The organism is Sphingomonas sp. ABOLG, from assembly GCF_003950435.1.
Classification (GTDB): domain Bacteria; phylum Pseudomonadota; class Alphaproteobacteria; order Sphingomonadales; family Sphingomonadaceae; genus Sphingomonas; species Sphingomonas panaciterrae.
Map to the genome: position 1 here is coordinate 83641 of NZ_QQWW01000010.1, position 12324 is coordinate 95964.

General features: G+C 69.0%; 11 protein-coding genes. 4 read left to right on the forward strand and 7 right to left on the reverse strand.

Translation table 11 applies throughout. From position 1 onward, the window contains the following. Positions 1 to 19 precede the first annotated feature (19 nt). From CA236_RS12845 to CA236_RS12855, 3 genes are all read right to left on the reverse strand, one after another. Entirely contained in the window at positions 20 to 3253 is a 3234-nt protein-coding gene (locus CA236_RS12845; RefSeq protein ID WP_125945897.1) for an amidohydrolase family protein, read from the reverse strand. Between the two features lie 108 nt (positions 3254 to 3361). After that, positions 3362 to 4366, reverse strand: coding sequence for an NAD(P)-dependent alcohol dehydrogenase (locus CA236_RS12850; protein ID WP_125945898.1), 1005 nt, complete (start codon positions 4364 to 4366; stop codon positions 3362 to 3364). A gap of 110 nt (positions 4367 to 4476) precedes the next feature. Next, positions 4477 to 6273, reverse strand: a complete 1797-nt coding sequence (locus CA236_RS12855; protein WP_125945899.1) for a DEAD/DEAH box helicase — start codon at positions 6271 to 6273, stop codon at positions 4477 to 4479. 149 nt (positions 6274 to 6422) lie between these two features. Between CA236_RS12855 and CA236_RS12860 the strand changes: the two genes are divergently transcribed. Then, complete coding sequence (locus CA236_RS12860; RefSeq protein WP_125945900.1) at positions 6423 to 7631, forward strand: MFS transporter; 1209 nt, start codon at positions 6423 to 6425, stop codon at positions 7629 to 7631. A gap of 33 nt (positions 7632 to 7664) precedes the next feature. On the opposite strand, the gene CA236_RS12865 is transcribed toward CA236_RS12860, so the two are convergent. Continuing rightward, a complete protein-coding gene (locus tag CA236_RS12865) occupies positions 7665 to 8483 on the reverse strand; it encodes a glycoside hydrolase family 16 protein (RefSeq protein ID WP_125945901.1) in 819 nt (272 codons plus the stop codon). Positions 8484 to 8486: 3 nt separating this feature from the next. Then, positions 8487 to 8780 (reverse strand): 4a-hydroxytetrahydrobiopterin dehydratase, encoded by a 294-nt coding sequence (locus tag CA236_RS12870; protein ID WP_046409773.1) that lies wholly within the window; start codon positions 8778 to 8780, stop codon positions 8487 to 8489. Between the two features lie 55 nt (positions 8781 to 8835). On the opposite strand from CA236_RS12870, the gene CA236_RS12875 reads away from it, so the two are divergent. Genes CA236_RS12875 through CA236_RS12885 form a run of 3 tightly spaced genes read left to right on the forward strand, consistent with a single transcriptional unit; the run spans position 8836 to position 10477 of the window. Beyond that, the gene (locus tag CA236_RS12875; protein WP_241212646.1) at positions 8836 to 9246 is read left to right on the forward strand and encodes a metallopeptidase family protein; all 411 of its coding nucleotides are present in this window, start codon (positions 8836 to 8838) and stop codon (positions 9244 to 9246) included. Next, positions 9243 to 9845 (forward strand): heme ABC exporter ATP-binding protein CcmA, encoded by a 603-nt coding sequence (gene ccmA, locus CA236_RS12880; protein ID WP_125945903.1) that lies wholly within the window; start codon positions 9243 to 9245, stop codon positions 9843 to 9845. The genes CA236_RS12875 and ccmA overlap by 4 nt, the downstream gene beginning before the upstream one ends. Beyond that, positions 9842 to 10477 (forward strand): heme exporter protein CcmB, encoded by a 636-nt coding sequence (locus tag CA236_RS12885; protein ID WP_125945945.1) that lies wholly within the window; start codon positions 9842 to 9844, stop codon positions 10475 to 10477. Before ccmA ends, CA236_RS12885 begins: the two co-directional genes overlap by 4 nt. A 12-nt stretch (positions 10478 to 10489) precedes the next feature. Here the strand turns inward: CA236_RS12885 and CA236_RS12890 are convergent, their stop codons facing one another. Both CA236_RS12890 and CA236_RS12895 read right to left on the reverse strand, forming a co-directional pair. After that, entirely contained in the window at positions 10490 to 11503 is a 1014-nt protein-coding gene (locus tag CA236_RS12890; protein ID WP_125945904.1) for a cell wall hydrolase, read from the reverse strand. Between the two features lie 419 nt (positions 11504 to 11922). After that, complete coding sequence (locus CA236_RS12895) at positions 11923 to 12210, reverse strand: hypothetical protein (protein WP_046409785.1); 288 nt, start codon at positions 12208 to 12210, stop codon at positions 11923 to 11925. Positions 12211 to 12324 lie beyond the last annotated feature (114 nt).

Here is a 12324-nt window from a genome sequence, read left to right on the forward strand (position 1 = left end):
GTGGAGGAGGGCGCCGGGGTTACTCGGCGGCGCCATTCTCCCAGAAATAGCGGCCGCGCTTGGCCGTGCCGGTGGCGACCTCGTTGAGCGTCGCCGCATCGTACAGCCGCCCGCCGAGCATCACCTGGCGGACCTTGTCGCTGTTGCGGATGTCGGCCGTGGGATCGGCATCGAGCACCACCAGATCGGCGAGCTTCCCCACCTCCAGCGAGCCGATGTCCTTCGCCATGCCGAGCGACTGGGCCGAGACGATCGTGCCGGCACGAAGCGCCTCCAGCGGGGTCATCCCGCCGCGCACGAACGACCACAATTCCCAATGCGCGCCGATGCCGGCCTGCTGGCCATGCGCGCCGATCGACACGAGCACGCCGCGCTTGGCCAGCTTGTGCGCCTCGCGCGCATTGTCGTCGTCGACGAAATTGTTGTCGGGCGCCTTGATGCGGCGGGCGTTGTCGGCGAGCAGCCGCGTCGGCGGGGTATGCGCCTTCAGCAGCGGATGCGCGAACACATCCGTCGCCTGGCGCCAGTACGGATCGCCGGCGAGGCCGCCGTAGCTGACCACCAGCGTCGGCGTGTAATTGGTCTTCGACGCCGAGAAGAACTGAAGCACGTCATCGTAGAAGGTTTCGAGCGGGATATTGTGTTCCAGCGTCGAATTGCCGTCGGCGATGTGAGTCATGTCGAGGCCGAAGAGCGAGCCGCCCTCCGCCACGACCTGCATGTTCTCACGCCGCGATGCTTCCACCACCTGCTGCCGCTGGTCACGGCGCGGCTGGTTGTAGTTCTTCACGCTGTGGCCGCCCTGCGCCTTCAGCCGGCGGACGTGCGCCAGCGCATCGTCGAGGCTGTCGATCTGCGCGTACACATCGGCGGCCTTCGCGCCATAAACGATCTCGCCGGTGGAGAAGATGCGCGGCGCGAGGATCAGGCCGGCGCGCTGCATCTCCGCCGCGGCGAAGATCTCGCTCGAGCGGTTGGACGGATCGTGCAGCGTGGTGGTGCCAAGCGCCAGGTTCTGCATCATCGACCAGTTGCGCTGCGGCACCAGCTCATCCGTGCCGGCCGGACCGTGCGCGTGCGCATCGATGAGACCGGGGATGATCGTCTTGCCCGCGGCATCGACGGTGGTCGCGCCGGCGGGGATGGCGGTGGAGGCGCGCGGGCCGACCGCGACGATGCGATCGCCGCGGATCACCACCACGCCATCGTCGATGATGCCGCCATCCTCGCCCGCCATGGTGACGAGCCGCGCACCGGTGATCGCGACGGTGCCGGTCGGCTTGGCCGCCGCCTGCTCCATGGCGAGGCTGATGCCGCTGGTCGGCGGGGTGAAGCCGGGCGTTCCTTCGCCGCGCGGCGCGGCGGGGAACAGGCTGGCGGTCGACGCGGTGTAGAGCGTCGGGCCCAGGCTCCAGTGCAGCTGCGTGCCGTCGGTCGACCAGTTGATATAATCGGCGCCGCCCGCGCTGACCTTCGTCACCGGCAGCGTCTTGCTGTCGGGTGAGAGCGACACCGTCTGCCCGCCCGGCATCAGGGGGACGACATAGGCGGCGTAATTCTGGCGGAAGGCGACATATTCGCCGGTCGGCGAGACGATGTAATCGGTCGCGAGTTCGCCATTGGCGTGAACGCGCTTGTCCTGCCCCGACAGGTCGGTGCTGACGAGCTGGCGCACCGACTTTCCGTCCTTGCGCTCATCCTCCAGCATGAAGATGCGGTCGTTGGCCGCGCCGAATTGCGGCGAGGCGGCGCCGCGCAGCACGCGGCTGACCGCGCCGCCGGTGGTCGCAACACGGTACACGCCCGAATCCTCGGCCCATTTCGGGCTGGTCAGCCCGCCATGGCCGCTGCGCTCGAACACGATCGTCTTGCCGTCGGGCGAGAAGCGCGGGCGCGCGTAATGGCCCGGCTGGCCGGTCACGTCGCGCGCGGTGCCGCCGCTGGCGCCGATCACGCGCAGCCGGCCGAGGCCGTCGTCGGTCCAGCTGACATAGACCAGCGACTTGCCGTCGCGCGACCAGCTGGGGAACAGTTCGAAGGCGTCATTGTCGCGCGTCAGGCGGCGGGCGGCGCCGCCGGCAACCGGCTTCACCCACAATTTGCCGAGCGTTTCGAACACCACCTGCCGCCCGTCGGGCGAGACGCTGGCGAAGCGCGGCATGGCGGTGGTGAAGCGATCAGGCGCGACCGCGATTTCCGGGTGCGGGGCATCGAGGATGCCGCGCGTGTCGTTGATCGTGAACGGGATTTCGCGCGCGTTGCTGCCATCGGCGTTGATGCGGCGGATCTTGCCCTTGGCCCAGAAGACGAGGCCCGAATTGTCGGGGAGCCACGCCATGTTGGGATAGACGCCGGTGACGGCCCAGGTTTCCTGCGAATCCTGGTCGAGATCGTCGTAGATCTTGCGCTCCTCGCCCGAAGCGAGATCCTTCACGTACAATTTGGAGCGGGTCGCCTCGCGCCGGACAAAGGCGATCTTCTTGCCATCGGGGGACGGCGTCGGGCGCACCGCGCCGCCGGCGCCGGTCACTGCCTTGGTCACCTCGCCGGTGTCGAGGTCATAACGCTCGATATCGAACAGGTTGGTGTTCGAATCCTGCGCATATTCGAAGATCGGGCCGGGCGTGACGTTGCGGGTGTAGAACACCGACTTGCCGTCCGCCGCATACACCGGCTCGCCCAGTTCCTTCTGGTGGGTTTCGTTGGGGCGCTTGACCAGCAGGACCCCGCTGCCGCCGGAGACGTGGTACATCCACACTTCGCCGGTGCCGAGCGAACGCCCGGTGGTGAAATGCTTCTTGGCGACGATGAAGCGGCCATCCTTGCTCCAGCTCGGCTGGTTGAGGAGGCGGAAATCCTCCTTGGTCACCTGCCGCTTGTCGCTGCCGTCGACGTTCATCACCCAGATGTTGTCGCCACCGCCACGATCGGAGGTGAAGGCGATGCGCCGGCCATCGGGCGAGAAGCGCGGCTGCACCTCATAGGCGAGGCCATCGGCAATGCGCGTCGGCGTGCCGCCGGCGATCGGCATGGTGTAGATGTCGCCCAGCAGCGAGAAGGCGAGCGTGCGGCCGTCGGGGCTGACGTCCACGTCCATCCAGCTGCCCTCGCTGGTGCGGATCGGCACCTCGCGAATGGTGGCGCCGGCGGGGGCGTTCACGTCCCACTTGGGCTTGGCGGCCGGAGCCTGGGCGGATGCGCTGTGCGCAACAAGCGCGACGAGAGAGACGAGCGAAGCCGCCGTGAATTTCATGATGTCCCCGGATTGCGACAATAAGATTGCCGCACCTAATGCGCGAAGGCGTCCGGGTGCAATGGCTTAGGTGCGCGCAGGAGCAATCCCCGCGCGCACCCATGCCGGTCAGATGTCGAGCACGATCTTGCCGAAATGCTTGCCCGATTCCTGATGGCGGAAGGCGTCGGCGATCTGTTCCAGCGGGAAGTGCGTGTCGATCACGGGGCGGATGCCGTTCGCCTCGATCGCGCGGACCATGTCCTGCTGGTGGCGGCGGGCGCCGACCGTCAGGCCGATGATCCGCTGATTGCCCTGCATCACGTACATCGTCGGCACGTTGCCGGCGATGCCCGCGAGCACGCCGATCAGCGCGATATGGCCGCCGATCCGCGTCGCGGCGATCGATTGCGGCATGGTGCCCGACCCGCCGATCTCGACGACATGGTCGACGCCGCGCCCGCCGGTCAGGCCCCGCGCGACCTCGCCCCAATTCTCCTGGCTCTTGTAATTGATGAGGTGGTCGGCGCCCATGCTGCGCAGCCGCTCGAGCTTCTCGTCCGAGGAGGAGGTGGCAATGACGCGCGCGCCGGCCGCCTTGGCGAATTGCAGCGCGAAGATCGACACGCCGCCGGTGCCCTGCACCAGCACGGTATCACCGGCCTTCAGCTGGCCGTTGACGACCAATGCGCGCCACGCGGTGAGGCCGGCGCAGGTCAGCGTCGCCGCCTCCGCATCCGAATAGCCCTGCGGCGCGCGGGTGAAGGAGGTGGCGGGCGCCGTCACATATTCGCGCGCGAAGCCATCGGCGCCGTCGCCGGGGACGTCGAGCATGAATTCGAGCGCAGGTTCGCCATCCATCCAGTGCGGGAAGAAGGTGGAGACGACCTTGTCGCCGACCGCGAACTCGCGGACGCCTTCGCCCACCTCGACCACCTCGCCCGCGCCGTCCGACATCGGAATACGGCCATCGGGGGTCGGGATCATCCCCGTAACGACGGCATAATCGTGGAAGTTGAGCGAGCTGGCGCCGATGCGCACGACGATCTCGCCATGGCCGGGCGCCACCCGCTCGCTATCGGCGACCTGCAGGCGGTCGAGCCCGCCGGGCTTCTGTAACTTTATGGTGCGCATCAATCTCTCCCCCGGCGCTCCTGGCCGTTGCGCCGGGGGTAATGGGCACCGCTGACGGGTGCAACGAGATTTAAGTCGATGCGCTTAAAGTGCAGCGATGCGCGCGCCGGTCAGGGGCGGCGCGGACCGCCGCCCGACGGCTTGGTGCGCGTCGCGGAATAACGCGCCGGGCCGCCTTGGCCCGCGCTGCCACGACCCGGCCCACCGCGATCCGGGCCACCGCGTGCGGGGCCACGGCCCGGTCCCGCCCGACCTTCGGCACGATCCGCGCTGCCGGTACGCGGCCCGGAGGCCCCGCGCGAGGAGGGTGCCTGGTCCGACACCTCGAACAGCACGTCGTCCTCGGGGCTCGCGGTCTTTGCCACGGCCGACTGGAACTTCGCAGCCAGCGCACGGGGGATCTGGAAGGCCGTCTCGTTCGGCCCGATGCGGATTGCACCGACATCGTTCTTCGTCAGATTGCCGCGGCGGCAGATCAGCGGCAGGATCCAGCGCGGATCGGCGTTCTGGCGGCGGCCGAGGTTCATGCGGAACCACACCACATCGTCAAAGCCGGGGCGGTGCTTTTCGCGCTGGGCGGCGCGATGCGCCTCCGGCGTCGCAGCGACGATTTCCTCCGGCGCGGGCATGGCGGCGCGATAGGCGCGCACGAGGGCACCGGCGATTTCCTCCGGCGTCTTTTCGCCCATCAACCGCTCGGCGAGCGCCTGATCCTCTTCCTCCACCTCGACGGGGGCGAGCAGCTGTTCGAGCAGCCGCTCGCGATCCTTGGCGCGCACGTCCTCGGGCGTCGGCGCGGGCACCCATTCGACCGGGATCTTGGCGTTGCGCAGCATCGATTCGGCCCAGCGGCGGCGCTGGTAGGGGACGATGAGCACCGCGGTGCCCTTTTTCCCCGCGCGCCCGGTGCGGCCTGAACGGTGCTGCAGCGTCTCGCCATCGCGCGGCAGCTCGACGTGAATGACGAGGCTGAGGCTCGGCAGATCGATGCCGCGCGCTGCGACGTCAGTCGCGACGCAGACGCGGGCGCGGCGATCGCGCAGCGCCTGCAGCGCGGCGTTACGCTCGTTCTGGCTATGCTCGCCCGACAGCGCCACGGCGGCAAAGCCGCGCTCGACGAGGCTGGCGTGGAGGTGGCGGACATTGTCACGCGTGGCGCAGAACAGGATCGCCGTCTCCGCCTCGTACAGGCGAAGGAGGTTGATCACCGCATGTTCGATGTCCGACGGGCTGACCGCGACGGCCTGGTAGCTGATGTCGCCATGGCCGCGGTCTTCCTCGACCGTGGAGATGCGCAGCGCGTCCTTCTGGTAGCGCTTGGCCAGCTGAACGATCGGCTTGGGCATGGTGGCCGAGAACAGGAGCGTGCGGCGCGTCTCGGGCGTCGCGTCGAGGATTTCCTCGAGATCCTCGCGGAAGCCCATGTCGAGCATCTCGTCCGCCTCGTCGAGCACCGCGACCTTGAGCGCGGAAAGCTCCAGCGCGCCGCGCTCGAGATGGTCGCGCAGGCGGCCGGGCGTGCCGACGACGATATGCGCGCCGTGATTGAGGTTCCGGCGCTCCTTGGACGCGTCCATGCCGCCGACGCAGGTGACGATGCGCGCGCCGGTCGGACCGTAGAGCCAGATCAGCTCGCGGCTGACCTGAAGCGCGAGTTCGCGAGTCGGCGCGATGACGAGCGCGTGCGGCTCACGCGAGGGAATGATGCGATCGTCCTCGCCCAGCAGTTCGGATGCCATCGCCATGCCGAAGGCGACGGTCTTGCCGGAACCCGTCCGGGCGGAAACGATGAGGTCGCGGCCAGCGGCCTCCGGTTCGATTACGGCGGCCTGGACCGGCGTGGGCGCCTGATAGCCGCGCTCGGCGAGCGCGCCAGCGAGCGGCGCGGGAAGTGTGTCAAATGTCATGATTGGACGCTACATGGTCCGTTCCGCGCGCACTGCAAGGTTTGTTTGTCTGCGATCGTGCTTAATGTGCACGTCGTTGTTTTCGGGTCGCGATCCTGTGGCGCAATTGCCCCGGTTTTTTTGGAGAAGCGCACAATCGTGCGGATCTGATGGTTCAAACGCGCATCTTGACGCCGGGAGAACGGCGATCGGCCGGCTTCCTGCTGGTTTTTGCGCTGGCCAATGTGGGCGGCGTCATCGCGTACCAGCCGCTGCTCGCGCTGCTGCTGCCGCTGAAGATCGAACCGATTGCGGGCGAGGCGCGGATCGGGCTGTTCAGTGCCATCGTGATCGTCGGCGCGATCGTCGCCAGCGCCTCCAACATCCTGTTCGGCTGGCTGAGCGACCGCTCCGTCGCGCGCGGCGGCGGGCGGCGGCGCTGGATCGCGTTCGGGCTGGTCGCGACGGCGGCATCCTTCGCCGGCATCGCGCTGGCTCAGACGCCGTGGGCGATCATGCTGGCGGTGGGATTGTTCCAGGCAGCGGTCAACGCGCTGCTCGGGCCGCTGCTGGCGATCATGGCGGACGAGGTGCCCGACGCGCAAAAGGGAATGGCGGGCGGTTTGCTGGCGGCGGCGGTGCCGATCGCTTCCGCCGTGTCGGCGATGCTGGTCGGGCTGGCGTGGGCGAGCGAGGGGATGCGGCTGGCGATCGTCGCGGCGATCACCGGCGCGGCGGTCACCCCGCTGCTGGTGACCCGGGCGCGGATCGCCGCGCAGCCGCCACCGCCGGTTGGCGTGGTCATGATGCGACGACAGGACATCGTCATTTCCTTTGCCGCGCGGCTGCTGGTGCAGGTCGCCGGCAACGCGCTGTCGCTTTACCTCCTTTACTACTTCCAGAGCATCATGCCGACGGTCCCCGCCGCGGCGCTGGCGCCGGGCGTCGGGCAATTGCTGACGGTGGGCTTCGTCCTGTCGCTGCCGGTGGCGTTGCTGGCGGGCCGCGCATCGGACCGGTCGGCGCGGCGCAAGCCGGCGCTGGTGGGCGGCGCGGTGCTGGCAGCGATCGGGCTTGCCGGCATGGCGGTGGCGCCCGACTGGCGCTGGGCGGCGATCGCCTTTGTCGCTTATGCGATCGGGTCCGCGGTGTTCCTGGCGCTGCACGCCGCCTTTGCCATGCAGTTGCTGCCCACCCCGGCGCATCGCGGGCGTGACCTGGGGCTGCTCAACCTCACCAACACGCTTCCCGCGCTGCTCGGGCCGCTGCTCGCCTGGATGCTCGCCACCCCGCGCGATTTCAGCGCGGTGCTGCTGGTGCTGGCGGCGCTGACGCTTGCCGGCGGGCTGGCGATGCTGGGCGTGCGCAGCCGCCGCTGAGGCGAGGCTGGCGCTCGCCCCAGCCGGCGGCGCCTATTGGCGCGCCCAGTGGCGCACGTAATCCACGGTCATCCGCTGCGGAAAGACCGCGTCGTCGACCCCCATCTTGCCGCCCCAGTCGCCGCCGACCGCGAGGTTCAGGATCAGGTCGTACGGCTTGGTGAAAGGCCATGCCGCCGCGCCGCCGGGCTGGTCGTTGCGCACCTGCATCACCGCGCGGCCGTCGATGCCGATGGTGATCGTGTCAGGCTGCCAATCGAGCTGGTAATTGTGAAAGGCGGTGCAGGCGTCGGGCACGGTCCGCTGCGCGCCGCGCTGCGTGCCCTTGTTGTGATTGAACGCGCCGGTGTGGAGCGTGGCGTGGATCACATTGGGATCCCAGCCGACCATTTCCATGATGTCGATCTCACCGCCATCGGGCCATTTGTCGCCGATCGGCAGCATCCAGATCGCCGGCCACGCCCCTCGCCCGCACGGCAGTTTTGCGCGGATCTCGTAGAAGCCATAGCCGAGCCGCTTCTTCGCGATCAGCTTTGCCGAGGTGTAGCGCTGCCCGCCGGTATCGGGGAAGCGCGCCTTGTCCGCCACTTCGGCATGTGCCTCGATCACCAACGCGCCATCCTCGATCCGCGCGTTTTTCGAGCGATCGGCGGCATAATATTGCAGCTCGTTGTTGAACCAGCCCCTGGCATTGTACGAGGTGTCATAGGACCATTTGGCGGAATCGACCGTCTTGCCGTCGAATTCGTCCGCGAAGCTGGGCTGGCTGGTCGGCACCGTCATCGGCGCGTCGGCGGCATAGTTGGTGGCGCCGAGCGAGGCGGCCTGAAGCGTGATGGCGAGAAGGATCATGGATCAGCCGTCCAGGATCGAATCGATCGCGGTGGCGAGGTCGACGTCGCGCGCCGACAGGCCGCCCGCATCATGCGTGGTCAGCGTGATTTCGACGCGGTTCCAAACGTTGGTCCATTCGGGATGGTGATCCGCGCGCTCCGCGATCAGCGCGACCTGGGTCATGAATCCGAACGCCTCGGCGAAATCGGTGAACACGATCGACCGGCTGATCGCATCGCGACCCTCGTCATAATCCCAGTCGGGCAGGGCATCGAGCGCCTCTGCGCGTTCGGCTTCGCTCAATTGATCGACCATCGCTGCGCTCCCAAAAGCTTGTCGCATCCAAGGCGCAACGCCTATGGCGGGCGGCATGAGCGGACAAGAGCTTCCGGGCGAACCGCCCTCGCTGGCAGCGATCGAACACCATGCCCTTGGCGTGATCGACCGGCTGCCCCCTGCCTTTCGCGCGCATCTGGGCGACGTGGTGCTGCTGGTCGAGGAGGAGGCGGATGAGGAGACGCTCGCAAGCCTGGGGCTGGAGCATCCGCTGGAGCTGACCGGTGTGTACCATGGGCGGCCGGTCGGCGAGAAATCGGCGTTCGACAGCGGCGCGGCGCCCGATCGCATCCACCTCTACCGCCAGGCGATCCTGGCGGAATGGTGCGAGACGGGCGTGCGGCTCGACGATCTGGTGGCGCATGTCACGATCCATGAGATCGGACATCATTTCGGCCTCAGCGACGATGACATGCACGCGCTCGAGGACGCGGTGAGCGATTGAGCGCGTCGCTGGCGCTGGAGGATGTCGCCTGTCGCCGCGGCGGGCGGCTGTTGTTCGCGGGCGTATCGCTGAGCCTTGCGGCAGGCGGCGCGGCGCTGGTGACGGGGGCTAATGGCTGTGGCAAATCCAGCCTGCTGCGGCTCGCCGCCGGCCTGCTCCCGCCCTTTGCCGGATCGGTTGCGGCTGGCGGTCGGCTGGCGCTGCTGGGCGAGGCGAGTGCGCTCGATCCCGAGCGCCGGCTGAGCGAGGCGCTGTTGCTGTGGGCGCGGCTCGATGCCTTGCCCGCGCCTGGCGAGCGGGTCGCGCAGGCGCTGGCGATGGTGGCACTTGATTACCTGGCGGACATTCCGGTGCGGATGCTGTCGACCGGCCAGCGACGGCGCGCGGCGCTGGCGCGAGTGATCGCCACGCAGGCACCGATCTGGCTGCTCGATGAGCCCGCTACCGGCCTCGACACAAGATCGATCGCGCTGCTCGAAACCGCGATGGCACTCCATCGCGCGGGCGGCGGGATCGTGGTGGTCGCGACTCACCAGCCGCTCGACCTTGCCCATGCCGCCATGCTCGACCTCGCCGCCCATTGCGAGATGGCGGCGTGATCGCGCTGGTGCTGCGCGAGGCGCGGCGGGGCTATGCCGGCGGGGGGGCGGCGATGACGGTGGGTTTCTTCCTGCTGGTCGCGATCCTTTTCCCCTTCGCCATCGGGCCGGACGCTGCATTGCTGTCGCGCATCGGCGGCGGGGTGATCTGGGCGGCGGCGCTGCTGGCGGCGCTGCTGCCGGTCGACCGCCTGATCGCGCCCGATCTGGAGGCCGGCATATTCGATCAGCTCGCGGTGCGCGGTCAGTCGCTGGCGGCGGCAGCGGCGGCGAAGATGCTGGGGCATTGGCTCGCCTTTGCGCCGACGGTGATGGTCGCCGCGCTGATCGTCGCCGGGCTGATGGGGGTGGACGGTGAGACGTTGTTGCTGGTGGAGGCGGGGCTGGTGATCGGCACGCCGGGGCTGGCCGCGCTGGCGGTGGCGACGGGTGCTCTGACGGCGGGGCTGCGCGGCGCGGGGGCGATCTCCGGGCTGGTGCTGCTGCCGCTCGCCATTCCGCTGCTGATCTTTGGCGCGGGGGCGATCGATGGCGGGGCGGGCGGGCTGAAGCTGCTCGGCGCGGTCAGCCTGCTGCTGGTTGCCGGTGCGCCCTTCGTGGCGGCCGCGGCGATCCGCATCGGCATGGAATAAGCGGGCTGCCGCTCAGCGCAGCGGCTTGCCGCTGTTCTTCCACCGGTCGAGGATCTGCGATTCGGGCGCGGGCGCCGGCGCCGCCTCAGGCTTCAGCGGCGTGCCGCTGTCGCGAAAGGCGGGCTGCACCTGCGTTGCCGGGATCGCCGCCGGTGTGAGCGGGGCCACCGCCACCGGATGGTTGAGCGCGATCACCGGCGTCGCGAGCCTGGGGGCAGGGCCCAGCGCCGGCTCGGACCCGGCATAACGCTGGTGAAAGGCCGCGGCGGTGCCCCAGAACCCCTTCCAGCGGTGAAAGAAATGCGCGCCGACCACGTCGGTCATCACCAGCGTCCGGTTCCACGCCGGGGTCACGGCATAGGTGTGGTAATGCGTCGCCAGGCCAACCGGCGCATAGACATAGCCGCCGAGCGCCGCCGCCGCGACCCGCGCCGCGCGCGCCCAGCCGGACCGCACCGGCACGCGCGTCGTTGCGCCGTCGCAGGCGAAGCTGAACTGGCAGCCGCCCTGGCCCCGCTCGACGCCCTGATAGACGACGCCGCACACGCTGGCCGGGAAGGCGGGGTGACGCACCCGGTTCAGCACCACCTGCGCGACGGCGCGCAGCCCGTCATCCGGCTCCGACACCGCCTCGTAATAAAGCGCGGCGGTGAGGCATTCGGTGGCGCGCGCGCGGTCAAGCGCGCTGGCGCTGCGCAGGCTGAACGGCGCGGCGGGGGTGACCCCGGTGGCAGCCGTGGAGGCGGGCATCAGGCGGCCGGCGGGTTCGGCGGGAAGCGGCGCCGTGCCGGTCGTCCCGCTGCCGGGGGAGGACTGTGCGGGGCTGCCAGCGGTGCGTGTCTGGGGCGGTGTGCCACCCCCCAGCGCGAACGCCCCCGACCAGGCGAGTGCCGCCGCCATCAGTGCTGCCAGGACCAGCGTGATCGGCACGGCGATCACCGCCGCCTCTCGCCACAGGCGCCATGGATCGGGTGCGCGCCGACGGCGCAGCGCCGCGCGCTCGCTCGGGTGCAGCGCGACGGTCATGATCAGTCTTGTCCGGTCCGACGGGGGAACGCCATGCGCGGGCTGTACCGGATCAGGTGGTCGTGCGCGCCTGCTGATTCAGTGCGCGATCGGAGTCAGTGTCCGATGATCGAACACTTATTGGTTAACGCGGCTGGGTGCGGCGTTCCCCGGCGGCTTGGCCATGCAGTGGCGCGGGGACCGGTAGCGCTGCGGTGCGCGGCGCAGTGACGGCCGGGCTGGAAGCATGCTGGCGCGCCGGGTCGATCATCTGGGCCAGAGCGGCGGTGGAAAGGGCGATCAGCGTGACACTGACGGTCGCGGCAAGACGCATGAACGATGATCTCGCGGGGGAGGGGGAGACAAAGGGCGGAAGCCCCAAACGACTGGGGCCCGGCAGGGTTGCTGCCGGGCCCCGTCCGTAATGCGCCGTGGGGCGATTAGCCGCGCGGCGGCACCGTGGGTTGGGTGGTCGACGGATCAGCGGTCGGGCTGGTCGTCGTGCCCGTCGGATCATTCGGATCCATCGTCGACTGCGTGGTCGATGGCGACGTCGGCGTTCGGGTCGACGGCGTCGTCGTGCTGTCTTCGGTCATTGTCGTGCCGGTGGTGTCACCCTGCGTGGTCGTGCTGCCCGGCGCCGACTGCGGCGCGGTGGGGGCGGTCTGCGCCACGGCGACCGTGGGGACGACAAGCGCAGCAGCGGCAACGAGGCCAAAATACTTCATGTCATACTCTCCTGCTGTTCTTAAGTGCTGAGAGTAGAATGCACGGGATCACGGAAAGTTCTTCGAGTCGTCGCAGGATTCGGCTCAATTCATCCCGGAGGCGCCGAATAACGG